The sequence below is a fragment of the Streptomyces sp. NPDC046335 genome, assembly GCF_055587985.1.
Genome location: NZ_JBVJFF010000030.1, coordinates 1 through 22,136, shown reverse-complemented (window position 1 = coordinate 22,136; position 22,136 = coordinate 1). Strand labels below are relative to the sequence as shown.

Genomic DNA, 22,136 nt, shown 5'->3' with positions numbered 1-22,136 from the left:
TCTTCAGCGAGCCTGGACAGCCCCCGGCGACTGAGCACCCGGGGTCACCTGCACAGGAGCAGCGGCGGCCAGCAGTGCGGCGAGCGCGATGGGGGCGGCTGCCTGGTACGCCATCCAGACCTCACCCCCGACACTGCCGCCTCGCCACGCCGTCAGAAGGCCGGCCAGGGCCGCCAGTACCCAGCCGCTGTCGTAGGCGATCATGAGCCGCATGTACGTGCGCATCGACCGGCTGCGCGCGTATCGAAACTCGATGCCGCCGCCGATCAGCAGGGCCACGCCCGAGACGACCATCAGCCAGACCGGCACGCCGAGCAATCGGCCGAGCGGGGCCGCACCGGCGATGCAAGCGGCGGCGAGCAGCACCTTGAAGACTCCATCGGCGACGACACCCGCCGCTTGGCGGGTCACCCGACGTTCCGCGAGTCGGACCCTGAGTGCGCCATGAGCGTTCCTCCCTGAGTCGGTCCCTACTGGATCCGTAATGAGATTACGGTAATAATGAAACTATGAGAGTGACAAGGGCTGAGGCCAAGGAGCGCAACCGCCGGGCCTTGCTGGACGCTGCGTTCGAAGTCGTTTCCCGCGACGGGTACCGGGCCAAGCTCGATGAGATCGCCGAACGTGCCGACCTGACCACCGGCGCCGTCTACTCCCTGTTCGGCAGCAAGAACGGCCTGATGGTCGCCCTGATCGGCGACTACCTGCGGCCGCACTACGAGGAGATCGAGCAGGCGGTCCCAGCCGGACTGGATCTGCTCGAAGCGGTCGACGCCTTCGCCCGGTACTACCGGCGCAGTTGTGACGCCCCCGAAGCGCTGTCCCGCCTGTCGCTCCAGATCACCTTGCTGGACATGGCCCTGCACGACCCCGGCCTGGGAGCCCGGCTCGCCACGTCCATCCGGGCACAGGAGGACCATCTGATCGCGCGGTTCACCGGACGGCCCCACAACGGAAGCGTCGTCACGTCGCACCAGGCGCAACGCCTGACCACCGCACTCAGGGCACTGTTCGTCGGCCTCAGCCAGGGCGTCCCCCTCGGCCTCGCCCCTGACGCCGACGAGCAGTACTTCGCCGACACCGCCCGCGCCCTGGCATCCGGGATGACCCTCATCGATCGCGACGCAGATACTTCGTGAGGCACCTCCCCGCCAACACGCCGCCAACACGCCGCCCCACACCGCCAACAACCCAGTCCACCTATGCGCGATTGGCCTTACCGGGCCCGCCCCGTCACGCCCTACCGTCATCGGCATGCCGACTTCTCACCGCATCCGCGTCGTGGACGCCTTCACCGACCGCCCCTTCGCCGGCAACCCGGCCGGCGTCCTGCTGCTCGACGCCTTCCCCGACGACACGTGGCTGCAGAGCGTGGCCACGGAGGTCAATCACGCCGAGACCGCCTTCGCCCATCCGCTCCCCGAGGGCGGTGACGCGGACTGGGCGTTGCGATGGTTCACCCCCGCCACCGAGGTGGACCTCTGCGGGCATGCCACTTTGGCCGCGGCCCATGTGCTGCACACCACGGGTGCCGCCTCCGGCCCGGTCCGCTTCGCCACCCGCAGCGGCGTCCTCACCGCGACCGCCCACGCCGATGGCGCCCTCACCCTCGACTTCCCGACCGCCCCGCTCACCGCCACCGACGTTCCCGACGGCGTGGCCGAAGCCCTTGGCGCCGAGCCGCTCCGCGTGTACGACACCGGCCCCAACTGCGGCGACCTGCTGGTCGAGCTCGCCGACGAGAAGACGGTCAGGGCACTCACCCCCGACCACAAGGCCCTCGTACGCCACTCGGAACGCGGCATCATCGCCACGGCCCTCGCCGAGGACCCCTCCCGTGGCTACGACTTCGTCTCGCGGGGGTTCTTCCCGCGCGTCGGCATCGACGAGGACCCGGTGACGGGCAGCGCGCACACCGCCCTCGCCCCCCTGTGGTCCGAGCGCCTGGGCCGCACGGAGTTGACGGGGCTACAGGCCTCGGCCCGCACCGGCCTGGTCCGCACCGAGCTGCGGGGCGACCGCACTCTGCTGACGGGCCGCGCGGTCACGGTCATCGAGGGCGACCTCTTCGCCTGAGCCGCCCGGGTCAGGGTGTGGGCAGCCAGTCCACCCTGCCCGCGAGCAGCGCGTATCCGACGAACGCCCCGATGTCCAGCAGGGAGTGGGCGACGACCAGCGGTCCCACCCGGCCCCACCTGCGGTAGAGGAGCGCGAAGACCACGCCCATGGCGAGGTTGCCGAGGAAACCGCCGATGCCCTGGTACAGGTGGTAGGAGCCGCGCAACACCGAACTGCCCACCAGCGCGGCCATCGGCGTCCACCCCAACTGGCCCAGCCTGCGCAGCAGGAAGCCGACGACGATCACTTCCTCCAGGACCGCGTTCTGCACCGCGGACAGCACCAGGACCGGGTACTTCCACCACACGTCGGGCAGCGCCTCCGGGACCACGGTGAGGTTGAAGCCGAGTCCGCGGGCCGCGAGGTAGAAGGCGATGCCGGTGCTGCCGATCACCGCGGCGATCGCGGTGCCGCGCCCCAGGTCCGGCCAGGGCCGCGTCCGGTCGAAGCCGATGGTCCGCAGGCTCGCCCTCTCGCGCAGGAGGAAGTGCGCGACGAGCGCCACCGGCACCAACGCCGTCGTGATCCCGAAGAGTTGCCACGCCAGATCAAGCCATGGCCTCCCCGGTGCCGCCGACGCGTTCATGGTGGCCGCCTGGTCCTTGAGGCCGCCCGGCTTCGTGACCGATCCGACAAAGCTGATCAGGGCGGACACACCGCTCGCGCCCAGCGAGAGGGCCAGGACGAGCAGCGTCTCGTCCCGCAGGGTCCGCCGTGTCGGCTCGTCCATCGGAAAAGAACCGGCCATCGGCCCCGGCTCCGCTTGCACTTGCGCCTCCAGTTGAGTGATCCCGCCTCATCCCCATCCTCGCCCCGCTAGGGTCTCGAAAGAAGTTACGAAGATCGTGCGCGACAGGCCGAGGGGGAAGGCAGCCGTTCCAGGGCGTATCAACCCCCTTTCCTTGCTTCATCACTCAAGGGGGCACCACCGCCATGGGACGTCACAGCTTGCCCGATGAGCACGGGAAGGACGCGCGCGCCCCCCGCAGAGGCGTCCGTGGCCGCACGGTCGCCGTCACCACGGCTCTCGTCCTCGTGGTCGCCGGCGGTACGGCTGTGGCCGTCCGCAGTGATCTGCTCTCCTTCCCCGGCTCGTGCGGTGACGACGCGGTGCGTCTCGACGTGGTCGCCGCTCCCGATGTGACGCCCGCCCTGCGTGCCGCCGCCGAAAGCGTCCGGGAGCGGGAGGTCACCTCCGACGGGCACTGCCTCGACGTCCGTGTCACCGCCCGCGACTCCTACGAGGTCGCCGACGACCTCCGCTCCGGCAAGGGCGCTTCCGGTTACGAGGTGTGGGTCCCGGACTCGGAACTGTGGGTGCAGCGCGTCGGCCTCGGCACCAGACAGACGAAGATCGCCGCCGCGGGCAATGTCGCCACGTCGCCCGTCGGTATCGGCATGGTCCCGTCCGCCGCCGAGACCCTGGGCTGGCCGGACAAGACGTACACCTGGCCGGAGTTGACCGCGGCCGCCATGAAGGGCGACAAGGTCCGTCTCGGCGCCGCCGACCCCGCACGGAGCGCCACCGGCCTGCTCGCCCTCGCCAAGATCGGCGCGTCGGCGCAGAAGCAGGGCGACAAGAAGGACGGCAAGGACGGCGGCAGGAGCGGCGGCGAGAAGGGCGGCATGGAGGGTGACACCCGGGCCGCGGCGCTGGCCAAGGCGCTCTCCGAGCGCACGACCGACACCGACGGGCAGCTTCTGGACACGCTGGCCCGCGACGGCTCCGGCGCGGAGAAGGGCAACCCGCGCCGCAACCAGGCGCTGATCGTCTCCGAGCAGGCGGCGTTCACCCACAACGCCTCCGCGGGCGGGGAGAACAACCTCGACCTGTTCTATCCGGAGGACGGCTCGCCCCGGCTCGACTACCCGTACACGCTGGTCGAGGACGGCAGGATGACCACGGACACCAGCCGCGCGGCCCTGCGTTTCATGGCGCTGTTCAGCGAGAAGGAGGGCCAGGACATCCTGGCCGACCACGGCTTCAGGACCGACCCCGACCAGCCGTCGGACGAACTGGTGACCGCCGCGGGTGGCCGCACCCCGCAGCCGTACTCCGGCGTGGCCGTCGAGCCGCCCTCGGACAAGCAGGTCCAGGAGACCCTCGGCATGTGGACGATCACGGTGCAGAGCGCCCGGCTCAGCACGGTCGTCGACGCCTCGGAGTCCATGCGGCAGCTCGTACCGGGGCGTGGTCAGTCCCGTATGGAGGTCACCAAGTCCTCGCTGCTCCAGGCCCTCGCGGGCTTCACGGACGAGGACGAGATCGGCCTCTGGGAGTTCGCCACCGCTCTCGACGGCGTACGCGACTACCGCGAGCTGGAGCCCACCGAACGGCTCGGCGACCGCAGAGGGAACGCCACCCACCGCGACAGGCTGTCGAAGGCCTTCAGCGAGCTCCAGCCCGTGCCGGGCGGCGCCACCGGGCTGTACGACACCACGCTCGCCGCCTACAAGAAGGCCCGAGGTGCGTACGCCGACGGCATGTTCAACGCCCTGGTGATCCTCACCGACGGCGCCAACCAGGACCCGGGCAGCATCTCCCGCAGCTCCCTCATCGCACAGCTCGAAGAGCTCACCGACCCCGAGGAGCCGGTGCCGGTCATCGCGATAGCCGTGGGCCCCGACGCCGACAAGGAGGAGGTCCAGCAGATCGCCGCGGCCACCGGCGGCTCCGGCCACCAGGTCGACGACCCGGCGCAGATCCACGCCGTCATCCTCAAGGCCATCGTGGAGGCGAGCAGCCGCCGGCGCTGACAGCGGCTCCTCGGTGGGGTCAGCCCCGGGGCACCGCCGGTCCGTGGAGCCCCAGCGGCCAGGTGTGCACCGGATGCCCCTCGTGCATCAGTTCGCAGTACCGCTGGGTGGTCGCGGCGAGCGCCGCCTCCCTGGTGAGCCCGCTCTCCAGCGCGAGGTGGTACGTCTTCGCCTGCCAGGAGGCCCCGTTGACCCGCCGCCGGCAGCGCTCCTCGATCACCCCGAGGTACAGGTCCCGGTCGGCGGGCGCCACGCCCCACGCGTCGAGCCCGGCGGCGGCCAGCGGCAGCAGCTCCTCGCGTACGAGGTCCACGGCCGGCACCTCGACGGTGCCGCCCAGTCTGCCGCGCCGCGGCCAGCGCAGGCCGGCGTCGATGCCGTGCCGGCACGCGACGTCGAAGTTGTGCGCCGCGGCCTCGAACGGCAGCCGGGACCACACGGGCCTGGCCTCCTCGCAGAGCGCCCGTACGAGCCCGTAGTAGAAGGCGACGTTCGCGACGACGTCGGTGACGGTGGGGCCCGCGGGCAGCACGCGGTTCTCCACGCGCAGGTGCGGTACGCCGTCGGCGATGCCGTACACCGGCCGGTTCCAGCGGTAGACGGTGCCGTTGTGCAGGACGAGTTCGCCGAGCCGCGGCACCTCTCCCGCGTCGAGCACGGCCAGCGGGTCCTCGGCGTCCATCAGGGGCAGCAGCGCCGGGAAGTACCGCAGGTTCTCCTCGAAGAGTTCGAGCGGCCCGGTGATCCAGCGCTCCCCGAACCAGGTCCGCGGGCGCACGCCCTGGGCCTGGAGCTCCGGGGGCCTGGTGTCGGTGGACTGGAGGAACAGCGGCGGACGCGACTCGCGCCACACCTCGCGGCCGAAGAGGAACGGCGCGTTGGCTCCCACGGCCACCTGCGCGGCGGCGATGGCCTGCGCCGCGTTCCACACGTCGGCGAACCGGCCCGGCGTGACCTGGAGGTGCAACTGGATGGAGGTGCACGCCGCTTCGGGAGCGATCGACGCGGAGGTGCAGGTGAGCCGCTCCACCCCCTCGATGTCGAGGGCGAAGGGTTCACCGCGCGCGGCCACGATCTGTTCGTTGAGGAGGGCGTAGCGGTCGACGTCGGAGAGGTTGGCCGAGGTCAGGTCGGCGCTGTTCAGGGTCGGCAGAATACCGATCATGACAATACCGGCGTCGAGTTCGTTCGCTTTTCTGTGGGCGTAGTTGAGGCCGGTGCGCAGTTCTTCGGCGAGCTGGTCGAGAACGCGTCCGCCGAGCCGGTGCGGGGCAATATTCACTTCCAGGTTGAACATTCCGAGTTCGGTCTGGAAATCCCTGCTCGCGATGCGTTCCAAAACCTGCGCATTCAACATTCTCGGCAGTCCGTCGGGCCCGGCCAGATTCAGCTCGATCTCCAGCCCCATGAGATTCTGGGGCCGGTCGAACCGCTCCTCCTCCAGCAGCCGCTCGAGTCCCGCGAGGCACTTCTGGAGCTTACTCCGATAGCGGTCCCGATCGGACAGATCGAACGCGCCCGCCGCGACCTTGTCCCCCATCGCCTTGTCCCTTCTCGCGCGGGCAGCCGGGGGCCCGGCCGCTGTGTACGGGGGATGATGCCCAACCAATGTGATCCGTAACGCCCCGCGGGACGCGGCCGGCGAGTAGGCTCGGTGCCGCCGCGCACCGGCACATTCACGGGGCATGCGGCAGAGAGCAGATTCTTACCGGTGAGCTTGGTCAAAAACACCGACGCGAATCGGCCGACCGCTCCCGTCGGCAAATCTGAGGTCACGGGAGTGACACCCTTGCGGAATGTGGAGAAAAACCGCATTATGACGGCTCGATAAGTCCTTGCCGGAAATATCGATCATGGTTAGATGAAACAACGGCCGAACACGCATCGTATAAACTCCGCTTTCGAGGCAGAGTTCTGGCGCCCCGGTCCCCCCGGCCCCGCCCCTCTGGCCCGAAGCTGACAGCGCCGTCACGCACCCGCCCCGCTCCACCGTGCCTGTCGAATGAGAGAGGCGACCCACCATGCCGCTGCATGTTCCTCCAGCCCCCGCGCCCGCCCTGCGCAGCGTCCTCGCGGCACTCGGTTCCCCCACTGCCGTACGCGAGGCGCGCACACCGACCCTGCGTGCGGCCCAAGGCCCGTTGAGCCCGGAACTCCCGCTGCCCGTCCACGTCCTGGACCGCATCACCCCCGGCGGCACGTCGCCCACGCGCCTCGCCGGCTGGCGCTTCCTGATCCGCGGCGGTGAGCGGGCCCTCGCCGCGGCCGACACGATGCTCACGCCGGACGGCTGGGCCTTCTCGCACTTCTTCGAGGGCCCCTACATCGCCTCCACGGAACGGGCCCTGCGGCACGCCGAGGCCATGCCGATGCCCTGCCAGCCCCGGCTGCTCTCCGTGCCCGAGCTGTACATGCTGACGCTCTGGCTGCACCGCGACTGCACGGACGACGGCGCCGAGGGCCCGCTCGCCGCCACCGATCTGCTGGTGCCCCTCGCGCCCGCGCCGCCCGGCATCGCGGCCCACCGTCCGCACCGCGTCGCCGAGTTGCTCCAGGTCCTCACCCTGCGGCTGTCCCCCAGCCCTCTGCTGAGGTCGCCCGTCTGACGAACGCCGGGCCCCTCGCGTCCCTTCGTGCCCCGCTGCCCCCGGCCGCGGGGCACGACGCTGTTCCCACCCAAGTGGACTAGCCCGGTCGGGCCACCCCGAACCACCCGAAGAGGCAGTGGAGTTGGACTGAACCGTTCGGCCGGGTGATACGTCATTAAGCAGTAGGAACCGCTGCTGCAAAATCCCTGCGGATTGACGCCCGTAGGGCAACACTGGGACCGGACCGACTACAACGGGGGGCGGTCATGAGCACCGCGACAAGCCGCAGGACAGACGCCACAGCCATCACACCGCAGCGAAAGAACCCTTCCATGTGCCAGCACCAACCACCGTGCCCGACAGCCGACTCCGCCGACCGGGAGGCCGCGCTCCTCGCGGCGAGCCACCCGGAACAGGGCTGGAGCCTGCTGTGCAACGGCGTCCTGCTCTTCGAGGACACCGGTGAGCTGCTGCCGGACGGCCAGATCATCGCCCCGCACCGACCGCTGGGCACCGACCAGATCATGACGGCCGCCTGATCGCCGCCGGCACAGCCGCACGGACAGGCATCCCACGCGATCCACGTGATCGCGGCAGACAGCCGAGGGGCCGGCCCGGAGAACACTCTCCGGACCGGCCCCGACGCATGCCCGTGGCGCACGGGCACCGGCATCAGTCCTCGTACGCGTCCAGCGGCGGGCAGGAGCAGACGAGGTTCCGGTCGCCGTACGCCTGGTCGATGCGGCGCACCGGCGGCCAGTACTTGTCCGAGGGGGCGACTCCGGCGGGGAAGACGGCCTCCTCGCGGCTGTAGCCGTGCTCCCACTCACCGCTCAGCGCGGCGGCGGTGTGCGGGGCGTTGCGCAGCGGATTGTCGTCGGCGGCCCACTCGCCGGAGCCGACCTTCTCGATCTCCCGGCGGATGGCGATCATCGCCTCGCAGAACCGGTCGATCTCGTTCAGGTCCTCGCTCTCCGTCGGCTCGATCATCAGCGTCCCCGCCACCGGGAACGACATGGTCGGCGCGTGGAAGCCGTAGTCGATGAGCCGCTTGGCGATGTCGTCGACGCTGACGCCGGTCGCCTTGCTGAGCGGCCGCAGGTCGACGATGCACTCGTGCGCGACGAGACCGGCGGGGCCGGTGTAGAGCACGGGGTAGTGCGGCTCCAGGCGCTTGGCGATGTAGTTGGCGGAGAGCACCGCGACCTGGGAGGCGCGCTTGAGGCCCTCGCCGCCCATGAGGCGCACGTACGACCAGGAGATCGGCAGGATTCCGGCGGAACCCCACGGCGCCGCGGAGATCGGTCCCACGCCGGTCTCGGGACCGGCGGCGGGCTGCAGCGGGTGGTTCGGGAGGTAGGGCGCGAGGTGCTCGCGGACGCCGACCGGGCCGACGCCGGGGCCGCCGCCGCCGTGCGGGATACAGAAGGTCTTGTGCAGGTTCAGGTGCGAGACGTCGCCGCCGAAGTGGCCCGGCTTGGCGAGACCCACCAGCGCGTTGAGGTTGGCCCCGTCCACGTACACCTGGCCGCCGGCCTCGTGCACCTCCGCGCAGATGTCGGCGACGTGCTCCTCGAAGACGCCGTGCGTCGAGGGGTAGGTGATCATCAGCACGGACAGCTCGTCGCGGTGCTTCTCGATCTTGGCCCGCAGGTCCTCGACGTCGACCTCGCCGTCGTCGGCGGTCTTGACGACCACGACCTTCATGCCCGCCATGACGGCGCTCGCCGCGTTCGTCCCGTGCGCGGAGGAGGGGATGAGGCAGACGGTGCGCTGCTCGTCGCCGTTGGCCCGGTGGTACCCGCGTACGGCGAGCAGTCCGGCCAGCTCGCCCTGCGATCCGGCGTTGGGCTGGAGGGAGACCTTGTCGTACCCGGTGACCTCGGCGAGCCTCTCCTCCAGCTCACGGATGAGGGTGAGGTAGCCCTGCGCCTGCTCGGCGGGCGCGAAGGGGTGCAGCTGCCCGAACTCGGGCCAGGTGACCGGCTCCATCTCGGTGGTCGCGTTGAGCTTCATGGTGCAGGAGCCCAGCGGGATCATGCCTCGGTCGAGCGCGTAGTCGCGGTCGGCGAGCCTGCGCAGGTAGCGCAGCATGGAGGTCTCGGAGCGGTACTGGTGGAAGACCGGGTGCGCGAGGTAGTCGTCGCTGCGCAGCAGGCCCTCGGGCAGCGTGTCGGCGGCGGTGGCGTCGAGCGCGTCCACGTCGGCGTCGACGCGGAAGGCGCCCCAGACCGCGCTGAGCTGCCGGCGCGTGGTCGTCTCGTCGCAGGCCAGGGAGACGTGGTCGGCGTCGACGAGGTGGATGTTGGCGCCGGCCTCGCGGGCGGCGGCGACCAGTTCCGCGGCCTTGCCGGGCGCCCGCACCGTGATGGTGTCGAAGTAGGCGCCGTGGACGACCTCGTAACCGCCGCCGGTGAGGCCGGCGGCGAGCAGCGTGGCATACCGGTGGGTGCGGCGCGCGATGGACTTCAGGCCCTCGGGCCCGTGGTACACCGCGTACATCCCGGCCATGACGGCGAGCAGCACCTGGGCGGTACAGATGTTGCTGGTGGCCTTCTCGCGGCGGATGTGCTGCTCACGGGTCTGGAGCGCGAGCCGGTAGGCCTTGTTGCCGTCGACGTCGACCGAGACGCCCACCAGGCGCCCCGGCAGGCTGCGCGCGAAGTTCTCGCGCACCGCCATGTAACCGGCGTGCGGACCGCCGAAGCCCATGGGGACGCCGAAGCGCTGGGTCGTGCCGACGGCGATGTCGGCGCCAAGATCGCCGGGCGAGGTGAGCAGCGTCAGGGCGAGCAGGTCGGCGGCGACGGTGACGACCGCGCCGAGCTCGTGCGCCCGGTCGATCAGCGGCTTGATGTCGCGGACGGCACCGGAGGCGCCCGGGTACTGCACCAGCAGGCCCACGATGCCGCGCTCGGCGACCTCGGCCGGGATGCCGTCGCTCAGGTCGGCGACGACGATCTCGACGCCGGCCGGCTCGGCGCGCGTCTGGATGACGGCGATGGTCTGCGGCAGCGCGTCCGCGTCGACCACGTACACGCCGTTCTTGACCTTGCCCATGCGCCGCGAGAGGGCCATGGCCTCGGCGGCGGCGGTGCCCTCGTCGAGGAGGGAGGCGCCGGAGGTGGGCAGGCCGGTCAGCTCGGCGACCATGGTCTGGAAGTTCAGCAGCGCCTCCAGGCGCCCCTGCGAGATCTCGGGCTGGTACGGCGTGTAGGCGGTGTACCAGGCGGGGTTCTCCATCACGTTCCGCAGGATCACCGGCGGCGTGAACGTCCCGTAGTACCCGAGGCCGATCATGGAGTCCAGGACCTGGTTGCGGTCCGCGAGCGAACGCAGTTCGGCGAGGACCTCGGCCTCGCTGCGGGCGCCGGGCAGGTCGAGCGCCTCGGCGTTCTTGATCACATCCGGCACCGCGGCGGCCGTGAGGTCGTCCAGCGAGCCGTACCCGACCTGGGCGAGCATCTTGGCCTGTGCCGCGGCGTCGGGCCCTATGTGCCGCTGCTCGAAGGGGATGCCCTGCTCCAGTGCGGCGAGCGGGATATGGGTGGCAGTCATTGCGGAGGCCTCCTGGTCTGCACGACCTACGAGGGGTACCTCGACGCGGGTACCCGGACGGCCTCCCCCTCTGTCATCTCAACCTGAGAGCTTCACCGGCGACACCCTCGACCTGCGAAGACGCCGACCGGCTTTCACCGTCGGTGAGGGAGGGTCCCGGGCGTGCCCGCCCGACGCCCGCCCTGCTTTCCAGAGTGACCTCGTCCGTGCGGTACGGGTGCCTGAGAGATTCCGGGGAGGATTTGCTCCTTCGGCGCCTCCGGACTTGCGGTCCGGAGAGCTCTCCCGCACGGGATCAGCAGCCGTCGCCAGCCTACCAGCGAGGACCATGGCCGATCCCTCGAGTGGCCGCCTGCCTCGAAGTGCTCTTTCGTAGTGAGTACGAACGAACAATGATGAGTTGTCCCCATATCCCGGTGTCCGTCACCCCGCGACCAGCTGGAGGGCCCGTGCGAACCGACATCGATCCGCGCAACCTGATCGGCCGCAAGGCGTTCGACCGGAACGGGGCGAAAATCGGCACGATCGACGAAATCTACCTCGACGACGCCACCGGCGCCCCGGAGTGGGCGGCGATACGCACCGGCCTGTTCAGCCGCGACGCCTTCGTCCCGCTGGAGCCGAGCGAGCTCGTCGGCGACGGCACCCTCCGCATCCCCTTCGACCGCGCCCTGATCAAGGACGCCCCCGACTTCGGCGTCGGCCGCCACCTCTCCCCGGCGCAGGAGGTCCAGCTCTACCACCACTACGGCCTGGACACGACAGCTCCGCTCGCTCCGCCTCCGGACCGCGATTTCGGCCAGGTGGCAGACCAGGACCCAGCCTGACCGCCTCCCCCGGCAAGCCCGCCGGCCGGCCTTCGGTCGTCACCCCTCATCCACCAGCGGCCCCCCGTCCACCAGCGGCAGCGGCTCCGCCGGCTCCAGTTTCGGGTCGTCCGTCCTGAACGTGCGCACGCGGCCCGGCTCCGACTGCGGCGTCTCGAAGCGCACCGTCACCCGGCCGAGGCCACTGCCCTGCACCCAGCCGTGTCCGTACTCGGCGTGCCGCACATCGTGACCGGCCGTCCAGCGGCGCTCCACCGGCGGCTCAGGCGCCTCGGCGGGCTCCGTCTCCGGGCCGAGGACGGCCTCGCCCCCCACCGGCTCCGGCACCTCCTCCGCGGGCTCCGCGGCGGCCTCCGCGGCCTGCGCGAAGAGGTCCTCCTGGGTGTAGTCGGCGAGCCCCGTGACGCCCACGCCGAGCAGCCGCACGCCTCCCGTGGTGTCCACGGACTCCAGGAGCCGCGCCGCGGCCTCCCTGACCACCGCGGGGTCGTCCGTCGGCCCGCGCAGCGTCTCGGACCGCGTCAGGGTCGAGAAGTCGAAGCGCCGCACCTTCAGCACGATGGTCCGACCCGAGTGCCCCGCGGCCCGCAGCCGCTGCACGCACCGGTCGGCGAGCCGCGCGACCTCCGTCCTGACCCGCACCCGGTCGTGGATGTCCACGTCGTACGTGTCCTCGACGCTCACCGACTTGGTGTCCCGCTCGGCCACCACGGGCCGCTCGTCGTGCGCCAGCGCCATCGCGTACAGCGAGACCCCGTGCGCCTTCCCGAGCAGCCGGACGAGCTCGTCCTCCCCGGCCTCCGCGATCTCCTCGACCGTGGTGATCCCGGCCCGCCGCAGATGGTCACCCGTGGCAGGCCCCACCCCGGGCAGCGTCCGCACCGACATCGGCGCGAGCAGCGCCCGCTCCGTGCCCGGCGCGATCAGCACGAGCCCGTCCGGCTTGGCCTCCTCCGAGGCGATCTTCGCCAGCATCTTGCAGACGGCGAGCCCCACCGACCCCGTCAGCCCGGTGACCGCCCTGATGTCCGCCCGCAGCCGCTCCCCCACAGCTCTCGCCGACGCCGCGTCGTCCGCGACGCCGCCCGCCTCCAGGTCCACGAAGGCCTCGTCCAGGCTGAGCGGCTCCACCAGGGGCGACAGCTCCCGCAGCAGCCCCATCACCTGCTCGCTGATCTCGCGGTACAGACCGAAGCGGGGCACGAGATAGGCCGCGTTCGGCGCGAGCCTGCGCGCCTGGCCCATGGGCATCGCGGAGTGCACACCGAAGAGCCGCGCCTCGTACGACGCCGTCGCCACCACGCCTCGCGGGCCGAGACCGCCCACCACCACGGCCTTTCCGCGCAGACTGGGCTTCGCGGCCTGTTCCGCGGACGCGTAGAAGGCATCCATGTCCAGATGCAGGATCGTCGGCGCGCTTCTCACGACGTCGATGCTGCCCTACGCCACTGACAATGCCCCGTCCGCCCGGCTCAGACCGCCTTGTTGCGCCGTCTGGCGAGCTCGTCGGCGGGGTTGTGGCCGATGAGCGTCTCGCCGGTGTCCACGCGCTCTCCGTGCAGCTGGGACAGCGCGGCATCGACGTCGCGCCACACCACGCCCACGGCGATCCCGAAGACGCCCTGCCCGCCCTGGAGCAGCTCATGGACCTCAGCGGGCGACGTGCACTCGTAGACCGTGGCGCCGTCGCTCATCAGCGTCATCCGCTCGAGATCGCGGTACCCGCCGTGCCGCAGGTGCTGCACCGTCGTCCGGATGTTCTGCAACGACACCCCGGTGTCGAGCAGCCGCTTGACGATCTTCAGGACGACGACGTCCCGGAAGCTGTAGAGCCGCTGGAGCCCGGAGCCGCCCGTGGCCCGCACACTGGGCTCGACCAGGCCCGTCCGGGCCCAGTAGTCCAGCTGGCGGTACGTGATGCCCGCGGCCGCGCAGGCCGTCGGCCCCCGGTAACCGATCTGCTCGGAATTCTCCGACGTGGCTTCCCCGCTCCCCTGGACCGCCATCGGTCGTTTCGGAGAGTGATCGGCCGCGCTGCCGTGAAACGGGTACGGGCCACCCACCGCCGTACCGTCGCCGCTGCTTCTCACGCCGACCTCCGTCCTTGACCTGCCTTCTCGACGGTAGGCAGTCACCAGGGGCTCGTCAACGATCGCCACACTCGCCACGCCGAGTGATAATCACCCTGAGAGTGGTTTCGCGTACCCCGTCGCGGGGAAAGGCTGGCCGGATGGCCCGGAGCCGGCCGCCGGAAGCGGCTCACTGGCTGTTGGTGCCGAAGTCCTCGGGGGAGATCTGGTCGAGGAACTCGCGGAACTTCTCCACCTCGTCCTCCTGCTCGTCCGGGATCGCGATCCCGGCGTCGTCCAGCACCCCGTCGCTGCCGTAGATCGGCGTACCGGTGCGCAGCGCCAGCGCTATGGCGTCGGACGGTCTCGCGCTCACCTCCACGCCGCTGGCGAAGACCAGCTCGGCGTAGAAGACCCCTTCCCGCAGGTCGGTGATGCGCACTTCGGAGAGCTCCTGGCCCACCGCTTCCAGCACGTCCTTGAAAAGGTCGTGGGTCAGCGGCCGTGCGGGTGCCATGCCCTGCTGCGCGAAGGCGATGGCGGTCGCCTCACCTGGTCCGATCCAGATGGGGAGGTACCGGTCGCCTCCCACTTCACGCAGGAGCACGATCGGCTGGTTGGAGGGCATTTCGACCCGGACACCTACGACGTCGAGCTCGTTCACACAGCAACCCTAGGACGTGGTCGGCAGGTTTGGGTAGTCGGGCACCCGCCGAGTACGGCGCGGGCGGCCCGCCGGGCGTCCGAGGACGCCCGGCCGGTCACGGCAGTCTGATCCCGAGGGCGGTCTGCACGAGGGCCGAATGGAGCTTTCCGGTCAGGCCGGCGAGCTCCTTGGTGCGGGCCTCGGCATGTGCCCTGGTCTGCGGGTTGCGGTGGCGCCGCAGCGGTGCGACGACCTGGTCGACGAGACCGGCCTCCCGCTCGGCGGCGGACTTCATGGCGCGCAGATGCCGTGGCTCGATCCCGAACCTCCCGAGCTCGACGACGAGTGAGGCCACCGTGACCGCCTCCGCCTCGTATCCGCCGTCGGGCAGTTGCGCGACCAGTCCGTACGTCTCCCACTCCTCGAGCTGCTTCTCGTCGATCTCGGCGAGGGCGAGCAGCTCGTCACGGCCCACGCGGGCCGCCGTGGGGCCTTCGAGCTCTTCCTGGCTCTCCGCGTCACCCGGGCCCCGCTGGCGCCCCAGGGAGGGCAGAGGGGCCCGCTCGCCGCGCTCCAGCGCGTCGAGGTACTCACGGATGACCTTGAGCGGCAGATAGTGGTCCCGCTGTATCCGCAGGACGTGGCCGAGACGCTCGACATCCTCCGGGCTGAACTTCCGGTAGCCGGAAGGGGTGCGCTGCGGCTCGATGAGCCCCTCGGACTCCAGGAAGCGGATCTTGGAGATCGTGACCTCGGGGAACTCGTCACGCAGCGTGTTCAGCACGGCACCGATGCTCATCAGCCGACGGTCCGCGGCGGTGCCGGTGTCGGCACCGCCCCTCGGTGTTTGCAGCATGGACCTTCCATGGGGGGGTTCCCCGGACCCGGTCCGGGGGCTGATCAGATGCCGACGCTCCGCTGACTCGCGTAGAACACCAGCCGGTACTTGCCGATCTGCACCTCGTCGCCGTTCGACAGCGCGACCGAGTCGATGCGCTCCCGGTTGACATACGTGCCGTTGAGGCTGCCCACGTCGGCGACGGTGAAGGAACCATCCTGGACGCGACGGAACTCCACATGGCGCCGCGACACCGTCACGTCGTCGAGGAAGATGTCGCTCTGCGGGTGACGGCCCGCGGTGGTCAGATCTCCGTCGAGCAGGAAACGGCTGCCCGAGTTCGGCCCGCGGCGCACGACGAGGAGCGCCGAGCCCAGCGGCAGCGCGTCGACAGCGGCCTGCGCCTCCGGGGAGAGCGCGGGAGACGGGGTCGTACCCGTCGCCTCCGCGTCGTAGGCCTCAAGGCCCGAGATGGAGATCGTGGAGGTCGTCTCGGACGCACGCTCCGGCGTGGCCCCGGCCCGCAGCGGCGCACCGCAGTTGGAACAGAACCGGCTCGCCTCGGCATTGCGGTTGCCGCACCTCGTACACACCAGGGCCATGGACGGATCCTCCTGCCGCGGCTGCCCCGAAGGGGCATTCGACGCGTACGGGCCGGGGGTAAACCCTCCACCCGCACTCGAGGTTGACGGTTCTCCGAAACCTATGCGGCCGGGACCGGCAGGGTCAACAGACGACGCGCCCTGTCCGCCCGAAATGTCTCCGCCTGGACCAGAGACCTGATCGCGGAACATGGGGCGCTCTCCACCCTGCTCCTCGGCCTCTCCATGACGCGGGGCACGGTGACGGGCAGTGGCGGGATTACCGCTGTCCTCACGTGCGCTCTTACCGAACAACTTCGCAAACAACTTCACGGGCGATTCCCCTTGACCGAAACAGACCCGCCCGTGGGGCAGGACGAACCCTGATTGCACACACCGGCACTCATCGGTGACCCGGACATCCTCATAACGTCCGAATCCACCAAACAGTTTCCACCACGCACCGTGCTTCCGGTGCGCCGACCCCCCGCAACCTCATGCCCTTGCCACGCGGCCCCCATGCGCCCGCGGCTCACTCCGACGACGACCGAGCGTAGTCAGGCTGCTTCGCGGGTCGCAAGGCGCTCACAACGATCTTCTCCGAGCGGGTCACGGTGACCGTGGCCTGCTCCTTCTCCAGAGTCTGCACCACACCTCCCGGAATGTTCAGCGCAGGCTCGAGATCCTGCGGCTTGCCGATCACCTTGAAGAGGTACGGCGCACCGACCTTGCGGCCGTCCACCCGCACGCCACCGCCGCCGGCGTCCGAAAGGTGGGTGTTGGCCACCACACGTACATCGTTGACCTGGATCGCCTCCGCGCCGGCGGCGCGCAGCTCCTGGATGGCGTCGAGCAGCATGTCCGCCTCGATCGCCTCCTTCTTGTCCTCGATGGCCAGCGTGATGCCGGGTCCCTGGGCCGCCACGGTGCCCGCCAGGATGCCGAGTTGCCGTTCGCGCTCGACCGTCTGCTTACGGGCCTCCTCAGCCTGGTCCGAGCTGTTCTCGAGCCCGGTCCGCTGCTCTTCGAGACCCCGCTTCTCCTCTTCCAGACGTTGAGTACGGTCATCGAGTTCATCGAGGATGCGTACGAGATCTTCCTGCCGCGCACCGCGCAGCGCACTGCTGTCGTTGTTGGACCGCACCTGGATGGCCAGGCCGAGGCCGAGCACGAACAGCAGCAGGGCGACGATCAGTTGGGGCCGCGTCACCCGCGGCGGCCAGAGGCCCTTGACCAGCCGCTGGCGGCCGGTGAGCCGCGGCTCGTCGCGGACCGGCGGAGCGGTTGCCTCCGGCTCGGTGGCGGGCACCTCCGCGGGCAGTTCCCCGCGGCGGGGGTACTCGGGTGTCTCGTCAGCGCTCATCGGCGTCACGCCCTGAAGATGTGCCGGCGGATCGCGGCGGCGTTGGAGAAGATCCGGATGCCGAGGACCACGACGACGCCCGTGGACAACTGGGCGCCGACGCCCAGCTTGTCGCCGAGGAACACGATCAGCGCGGCCACCACCACGTTCGACAGGAACGACACCACGAAGACCTTGTCGTCGAAGATGCCGTCGAGCATCGCGCGCAGCCCGCCGAACACGGCGTCCAGGGCCGCGACCACGGCGATCGGAAGGTACGGCTCGACCACCGCCGGAACCTCGGGCCGAACCAACAATCCGGCCACGACTCCCACGACGAGGCCCAGTACGGCGATCACGATGTGCCCTTTCCTGCCTTCGGCTCTGCTGTACGTACGGTCACACTCGGCGCCGCGGGCAGCCGGAGCTCCTCAGACACGGAAATGCTGGTCCGGATGCCGAAGTTCTCCTGCAGCGCGTGCAGGTACTGACCGTCGTGGCTGTTCTGGAACCGGGCACTCAAGCGTTTCCCGTCCCCCACCGCGAGCACCGTATACGGCGGCACCAGCGGCCTGTTGTCGACCAGTATGGCGTCACCCGCGGCCCTGATCGCCGACAGCGCGGTGAGCCGCTGGTCATTGATGGAGATCGCCTCGGCCCCTGACTCCCACAGGCCGTTGACGACGCGCTGCATGTCGCGGTCCCGCACCCGCCCGGTGTCGGAGAAGTCCGCGCTCTCCCGCGGCCCGCCGCCACCCTGGTCCGCCGCCTTCTTGTCGTCCACCACGAGCTTCACGCCCGGCCCGTGGACCTTGGTGGCGCCGGAGAGGAGACCGACCAGTTCGCCCTTGCTGCCGCCGTGCTTCTTCAGCGCGGCCCGCTGCCGTGCGCCGACGTCGTCGCGGAGCTCGTCCACGTCGTCCTTGAGCTTGTCCGCACCGGCCGTCGCGTCCTCGACGCGGTCGATGAGCTCCTCGCGCTCCTTGGCGACCACCGGTGCGGCTATCCGCGCCTCGGCGGCGCCCACGGTCACCACGAGGGCGGCGAGGACGAGCCCCGCCGCGAGCCCGAGCTTGGCGCGCAGCGGACGCGGGACACCGCTCTCCCCGCTGGCCTTCTTCCTGGCCGCGGCCTCCGCGTAGCCCTCGTCGAGGCTGTGGTCCATGACAGTGGTGAGCAGCGACATGGAGGCATCCGGACGCCGGGGGCGTGCGGGGGTGCTCCGAACGGGGGGCTGCTGCGGCATGCCGCACATCGTCGCACGTCGCGGGCGCTGCGTCCGAATGGCCCCACCGGCGTGCCGGGCAGCACCCGTTATGGGTACATGCCCGGCACGCGCGCGTGGTCAGTGACCCGCGCTGTCCACCACCGCTGCCCACTCGTCGAGCAGCGCCTGGGCGGACGCGTCATCGGGGCCCTCGGCCCACAGATGAGTGACGGCCTCGGCCGGGTCGGGCAGCACGAGCACCCACCGGCCGTCGGCCTCCACGACCCGTACACCGTCGGTGGTGTCCACGGACCGGTCCCCGGCCGCCTCCACCACGCGTCGCATGACGAGCCCCTTGACGGCCCACGGCGTCGCGAGATCACGCCGCTGGACATGCGCACGCGGAATGCGCGCGTCGATCTGGCTCAGGGTGAGCTGGGTGCGCGCCACCAGGCCGACGAGCCGCACGAACGCGGCCGTACCGTCGAACACACTGCTGAACTCGGGCACCACGAAGCCGCCGCGCCCGTCACCGCCGAAGATGGTCGACTCGCCGCGGCCGACCCGTGTCAGGTCGTCCGGCGACGTCGTCGTCCAGTCCACCTGCGTGCCGTGGTACGCGGCGACCTGCTCGGCGATGCGCGTCGTCGTCACCGGCAGCGCCACCCGCCCGCTGCGCCGCTCGGCGGCCACCAGGTCGAGCATGACCAGCAGGGCCCGGTCGTCCTCGACGATCCGGCCCTTCTCGTCCACCAGTGAGAGCCGCTCGCCGACCGGGTCGAAGCGCACGCCGAAGGCGGCCCGCGCCGAAGCCACGATCTCGCCGAGCCGCACAAGCCCGGACCTGCGGGCGTCGGCGGTCTCGGTGGGCCGCGACTCGTCGAGACCCGGGTTGATCGTCAGCGCGTCCACCCGGAGCTTGCCGAGGAGGCTGGGCAGCACGAGGCCGGCGCTGCCGTTCGAGGCGTCGACGACGACCTTGAGCCCCGACTCGGCGACCCCGGTGGTGTCGACGTTCCGCAGCAGGGATCCGGTGTACGAGTCGTAGACGCTGGACGGGAAGTGCAGGTCACCGATCTCGCCGGGGAAGGCGCGCCGGTACTCCTGGCGCGCGTACACCCGGTCCAGCTTCCGCTGACCGGCCTGCGAGAGGTCGGCCCCCTGCCCGTCGAAGAACATGATGTCGACGGAGTCCGGCACCCCGGGCGTCGTCCGGATCATGATTCCGCCGGCACTGCCCCGGGCCGTCTGCTGCCGCGCCACCGGCAGCGGTACGTTCTCCAGGTCGCGCACCTCGATGGCGCTGGCCTGCAACGCCGAGATGACCGCTCGCTTGAGGGCACGCGCGCCTCGGGAGTGGTCACGCGCGGTCGTGACGGTCGAGCCCTTCTTCAGGGTCGTCGCGTACGCCCCCGCGAGGCGCACGGCCAGCTCCGGCGTGATCTCCACGTTCAGGATGCCGGAGACGCCGCGCGCGCCGAACAGGTGCGCCTGGCCCCGGGACTCCCAGATGACCGACGTGTTGACGAACGCGCCCGCCTCGATCGTCTTGAACGGGTAGACCCGCACGTTGCCCTGCACGATCGATTCTTCGCCGACGAGGCACTCGTCGCCGATGACGGCGCCGTCCTCGATGCGCGCGGCCCGCATGATGTCGGTGTTCTTGCCGACGACGCAGCCGCGCAGGTTGCAGTGCTGCCCGATGTAGACGTTGTCGTGCACGACGGCCTTGTGCAGGAACGCGCCGCTCTTCACGACGACGTTCGAGCCGATCACGGTGTGCTCGCGGATCTCGGCGTTCGCCTCGACCTTGGCGTAGTCCCCGATGTAGAGGGGGCCGCGCAGCACGGCGTCGGGGTGCACCTCGGCGCCCTCGGCGACCCAGACGCCCGGCGAGATCTCGAAGCCGTCGAGTTCGACGTCGACCTTGCCCTCGAGGACGTCGGCCTGGGCCTTGCCGTAGCTCTCGTGCGTGCCGACGTCCTCCCAGTAGCCCTCGGCGATGTAGCCGTAGATGGGCTTGCCTTCCTTCATCAGCTGAGGGAAGACGTCGCCGGACCAGTCGACCGACGTGTCGGCCTCGACGTAGTCGAAGACCTCGGGCTCCATCACGTAGATGCCCGTATTCACCGTGTCGGAGAAGACCTGGCCCCAGGTCGGCTTCTCGAGGAAGCGCTCGACCTTTCCTTCTTCGTCGACAATGGTGATGCCGAACTCCAGAGGATTCGGTACGCGCGTCAGACAGACGGTGACGAGCGCGCCCTTTTCCTTGTGGAAGGAAATCAGGTCGGTGAGGTCGAAGTCGGTGAGCGCGTCACCGGAGATGACGAGGAAGGCATCGTCCTTCAGCGCTTCCTCGGCGTTCTTGACGCTGCCGGCGGTGCCGAGCGGCTTCTCCTCATTGGCATACGTGAGCTCCATGCCGAGCTCTTCGCCGTCGCCGAAGTAATTCTTGACCAGCGATGCCAGGAACTGCACTGTTACTACGGTCTCGGTGAGCCCATGCCTCTTCAGCAGGCGAAGCACATGCTCCATGATGGGGCGGTTGGCCACTGGGAGAAGCGGCTTGGGCATGCTGGAGGTCATCGGGCGAAGGCGTGTGCCCTCACCGCCGGCCATTACGACGGCCTTCATGTCGGAAACGTCCTCCTTATAGACGACGATCTTGCCGACAAGCCCACCGCATGAGGCCCGCGTAAGTCGGATACGGGCCTTCGCGCCTCTACGGCCGCCGAATCGGCGGGCTCAATCGGTCATGCTGTCCACCTTGACAAGTCGGCGGACCTGAACCACATACAGGATTCCTGCCCACCAGTACAGCGTTGTACCCCATCCTGCGAACGCCCATCCGAAAATAGCAGCGAGAGAAGCGATCCATCCGCTGCCGTCACTGAGCAGTAGTAGTGGAAAGGCGTACATCAGGTTGAAGGTGGCGGCCTTGCCCAGGAAGTTCACCTGGGGCGGCGGATAGCCGTGGCGCCGGAGGATCCAGACCATCACCAGGAGAACCAGCTCGCGCAGCAGAAGCGCCGCGGTCAGCCAGAGCGGGAGAATCTCCCGCCATGTCAGGCCGACGAGCGTCGAGAGGATATAGAGCCGGTCGGCGGCGGGGTCGAGGAGCCGGCCGAGGCTGCTGATCTGGTTCCAGCGGCGCGCGAGCTTCCCGTCGAGGTAGTCGCTGATGCCGCTCAGCGCGAGGACGAGCAGCGCCCACCCGTCGCTCTTGGGCCCTCCGAACTCCGGCCTGAGGATCAGCCACAGGAACAGGGGCACGCCGACGAGGCGCGCCATGCTGAGGATGTTCGGGATGGTGAGGACACGGTCCGTCTGGACGCGTGTCTCCTGGACCTCCACCCGGGGGCCTCCTGTGGGAAAGAACCAATGATGCCCCCTGACCTTACCCTCAGTCGCGACGCGTCGGTGCGTGAGGGGTAGCCGCTTTCCTGCGGCCATAAAACGCAAAAAGCCGCAGCTCCTGGAAGTTAATCCAGGAGCTGCGGCTATAAAAGAAGTTCGGCGGCGTCCTACTCTCCCACAGGGTCCCCCCTGCAGTACCATCGGCGCTATGAGGCTTAGCTTCCGGGTTCGGAATGTAACCGGGCGTT

The 22,136-nt window shown here is 70.0% G+C and carries 20 protein-coding genes, 1 rRNA gene and 1 riboswitch; of the genes, 6 read left to right on the top strand and 15 right to left on the bottom strand.

Annotation, left to right across the window (positions count from 1 at the left end):
• Positions 1–3: 3 nt before the first annotated feature.
• Positions 4–411: a hypothetical protein gene (locus tag ACZ6JY_RS40200; RefSeq protein ID WP_469204488.1), complete on the bottom strand. Its 408-nt coding sequence runs from the start codon at positions 409–411 to the stop codon at positions 4–6.
• A gap of 98 nt (positions 412–509) precedes the next feature.
• Here ACZ6JY_RS40200 and ACZ6JY_RS40195 point away from each other — a divergent pair, with 98 nt between their 5' ends.
• Complete coding sequence (locus tag ACZ6JY_RS40195) at positions 510–1,139, top strand: TetR/AcrR family transcriptional regulator (protein ID WP_469204486.1); 630 nt, start codon at positions 510–512, stop codon at positions 1,137–1,139.
• A 115-nt stretch (positions 1,140–1,254) separates the two neighbouring features.
• Positions 1,255–2,076 carry a PhzF family phenazine biosynthesis protein gene (locus tag ACZ6JY_RS40190; RefSeq protein WP_469204484.1) on the top strand — a complete coding sequence of 274 codons (822 nt, stop codon included), beginning with the start codon at positions 1,255–1,257 and terminating at the stop codon, positions 2,074–2,076.
• A gap of 10 nt (positions 2,077–2,086) precedes the next feature.
• On the opposite strand, the gene ACZ6JY_RS40185 is transcribed toward ACZ6JY_RS40190, so the two are convergent.
• Positions 2,087–2,887, bottom strand: coding sequence for a CPBP family intramembrane glutamic endopeptidase (locus ACZ6JY_RS40185; protein WP_469204483.1), 801 nt, complete (start codon positions 2,885–2,887; stop codon positions 2,087–2,089).
• 164 nt (positions 2,888–3,051) lie between these two features.
• Here ACZ6JY_RS40185 and ACZ6JY_RS40180 point away from each other — a divergent pair, with 164 nt between their 5' ends.
• Positions 3,052–4,875, top strand: coding sequence for a substrate-binding and VWA domain-containing protein (locus ACZ6JY_RS40180; RefSeq protein ID WP_469204481.1), 1,824 nt, complete (start codon positions 3,052–3,054; stop codon positions 4,873–4,875).
• 19 nt (positions 4,876–4,894) lie between these two features.
• Here ACZ6JY_RS40180 and ACZ6JY_RS40175 read toward each other — a convergent pair whose 3' ends face one another.
• Positions 4,895–6,415, bottom strand: a complete 1,521-nt coding sequence (locus ACZ6JY_RS40175; RefSeq protein ID WP_469204479.1) for a glutamate-cysteine ligase family protein — start codon at positions 6,413–6,415, stop codon at positions 4,895–4,897.
• A gap of 481 nt (positions 6,416–6,896) precedes the next feature.
• Here ACZ6JY_RS40175 and ACZ6JY_RS40170 point away from each other — a divergent pair, with 481 nt between their 5' ends.
• Positions 6,897–7,481, top strand: a complete 585-nt coding sequence (locus ACZ6JY_RS40170; protein WP_469204477.1) for a hypothetical protein — start codon at positions 6,897–6,899, stop codon at positions 7,479–7,481.
• A gap of 314 nt (positions 7,482–7,795) precedes the next feature.
• Positions 7,796–8,002 carry a DUF5999 family protein gene (locus tag ACZ6JY_RS40165; RefSeq protein ID WP_356265958.1) on the top strand — a complete coding sequence of 69 codons (207 nt, stop codon included), beginning with the start codon at positions 7,796–7,798 and terminating at the stop codon, positions 8,000–8,002.
• A 133-nt stretch (positions 8,003–8,135) separates the two neighbouring features.
• On the opposite strand, the gene gcvP is transcribed toward ACZ6JY_RS40165, so the two are convergent.
• The gene (gene gcvP, locus ACZ6JY_RS40160; protein WP_469204475.1) at positions 8,136–11,021 is read right to left on the bottom strand and encodes an aminomethyl-transferring glycine dehydrogenase; all 2,886 of its coding nucleotides are present in this window, start codon (positions 11,019–11,021) and stop codon (positions 8,136–8,138) included.
• Positions 11,022–11,220: 199 nt separating this feature from the next.
• A riboswitch (glycine riboswitch) is annotated at positions 11,221–11,319 on the bottom strand.
• Positions 11,320–11,470: 151 nt separating this feature from the next.
• Here gcvP and ACZ6JY_RS40155 point away from each other — a divergent pair.
• Positions 11,471–11,848 (top strand): PRC-barrel domain-containing protein, encoded by a 378-nt coding sequence (locus tag ACZ6JY_RS40155; RefSeq protein ID WP_469204473.1) that lies wholly within the window; start codon positions 11,471–11,473, stop codon positions 11,846–11,848.
• A gap of 39 nt (positions 11,849–11,887) precedes the next feature.
• On the opposite strand, the gene ACZ6JY_RS40150 is transcribed toward ACZ6JY_RS40155, so the two are convergent.
• The 11 genes from ACZ6JY_RS40150 to rrf all read right to left on the bottom strand — a co-directional run.
• Positions 11,888–13,273, bottom strand: coding sequence for a DNA polymerase IV (locus tag ACZ6JY_RS40150; RefSeq protein ID WP_469204471.1), 1,386 nt, complete (start codon positions 13,271–13,273; stop codon positions 11,888–11,890).
• A gap of 47 nt (positions 13,274–13,320) precedes the next feature.
• Positions 13,321–13,938, bottom strand: a complete 618-nt coding sequence (locus ACZ6JY_RS40145; protein ID WP_469204469.1) for a MerR family transcriptional regulator — start codon at positions 13,936–13,938, stop codon at positions 13,321–13,323.
• A gap of 169 nt (positions 13,939–14,107) precedes the next feature.
• Entirely contained in the window at positions 14,108–14,581 is a 474-nt protein-coding gene (locus tag ACZ6JY_RS40140) for a bifunctional nuclease family protein (protein ID WP_030794342.1), read from the bottom strand.
• Positions 14,582–14,678: 97 nt separating this feature from the next.
• A complete protein-coding gene (gene ftsR / locus ACZ6JY_RS40135; RefSeq protein ID WP_469204467.1) occupies positions 14,679–15,419 on the bottom strand; it encodes a transcriptional regulator FtsR in 741 nt (246 codons plus the stop codon).
• Positions 15,420–15,463: 44 nt separating this feature from the next.
• Positions 15,464–16,315, bottom strand: coding sequence for an FHA domain-containing protein (locus ACZ6JY_RS40130; protein ID WP_469204465.1), 852 nt, complete (start codon positions 16,313–16,315; stop codon positions 15,464–15,466).
• A 199-nt stretch (positions 16,316–16,514) separates the two neighbouring features.
• Complete coding sequence (locus ACZ6JY_RS40125; RefSeq protein WP_469204502.1) at positions 16,515–17,345, bottom strand: DUF881 domain-containing protein; 831 nt, start codon at positions 17,343–17,345, stop codon at positions 16,515–16,517.
• Between the two features lie 5 nt (positions 17,346–17,350).
• Positions 17,351–17,683: a small basic family protein gene (locus ACZ6JY_RS40120; RefSeq protein WP_030794354.1), complete on the bottom strand. Its 333-nt coding sequence runs from the start codon at positions 17,681–17,683 to the stop codon at positions 17,351–17,353.
• Positions 17,680–18,579, bottom strand: coding sequence for a DUF881 domain-containing protein (locus ACZ6JY_RS40115; protein WP_469204463.1), 900 nt, complete (start codon positions 18,577–18,579; stop codon positions 17,680–17,682). The genes ACZ6JY_RS40120 and ACZ6JY_RS40115 overlap by 4 nt, the downstream gene beginning before the upstream one ends.
• 90 nt (positions 18,580–18,669) lie before the next feature.
• A complete protein-coding gene (locus ACZ6JY_RS40110; RefSeq protein ID WP_469204461.1) occupies positions 18,670–21,165 on the bottom strand; it encodes a sugar phosphate nucleotidyltransferase in 2,496 nt (831 codons plus the stop codon).
• A 111-nt stretch (positions 21,166–21,276) separates the two neighbouring features.
• Positions 21,277–21,885, bottom strand: a complete 609-nt coding sequence (locus ACZ6JY_RS40105; protein ID WP_062769833.1) for a CDP-alcohol phosphatidyltransferase family protein — start codon at positions 21,883–21,885, stop codon at positions 21,277–21,279.
• Between the two features lie 157 nt (positions 21,886–22,042).
• Positions 22,043–22,136 (bottom strand): 5S ribosomal RNA (gene rrf / locus ACZ6JY_RS40100); the annotation flags it as partial.

Excerpts from the sequence above, each read along its gene's own strand:
- ACZ6JY_RS40195 (WP_469204486.1), top strand. The coding sequence starts at position 510 with ATGAGAGTGACAAGGGCTGAGGCCAAGGAGCGCAACCGCCGGGCCTTG.
- ACZ6JY_RS40190 (WP_469204484.1), top strand. The coding sequence starts at position 1,255 with ATGCCGACTTCTCACCGCATCCGCGTCGTGGACGCCTTCACCGACCGC.
- ACZ6JY_RS40180 (WP_469204481.1), top strand. The coding sequence starts at position 3,052 with ATGGGACGTCACAGCTTGCCCGATGAGCACGGGAAGGACGCGCGCGCC.
- ACZ6JY_RS40175 (WP_469204479.1), bottom strand. The coding sequence starts at position 6,415 with ATGGGGGACAAGGTCGCGGCGGGCGCGTTCGATCTGTCCGATCGGGAC.
- ACZ6JY_RS40170 (WP_469204477.1), top strand. The coding sequence starts at position 6,897 with ATGCCGCTGCATGTTCCTCCAGCCCCCGCGCCCGCCCTGCGCAGCGTC.
- ACZ6JY_RS40165 (WP_356265958.1), top strand. The coding sequence starts at position 7,796 with ATGTGCCAGCACCAACCACCGTGCCCGACAGCCGACTCCGCCGACCGG.
- gcvP (WP_469204475.1), bottom strand. The coding sequence starts at position 11,021 with ATGACTGCCACCCATATCCCGCTCGCCGCACTGGAGCAGGGCATCCCC.
- ftsR (WP_469204467.1), bottom strand. The coding sequence starts at position 15,419 with ATGCTGCAAACACCGAGGGGCGGTGCCGACACCGGCACCGCCGCGGAC.
- ACZ6JY_RS40125 (WP_469204502.1), bottom strand. The coding sequence starts at position 17,345 with ATGAGCGCTGACGAGACACCCGAGTACCCCCGCCGCGGGGAACTGCCC.
- ACZ6JY_RS40115 (WP_469204463.1), bottom strand. The coding sequence starts at position 18,579 with ATGTGCGGCATGCCGCAGCAGCCCCCCGTTCGGAGCACCCCCGCACGC.
- ACZ6JY_RS40110 (WP_469204461.1), bottom strand. The coding sequence starts at position 21,165 with ATGAAGGCCGTCGTAATGGCCGGCGGTGAGGGCACACGCCTTCGCCCG.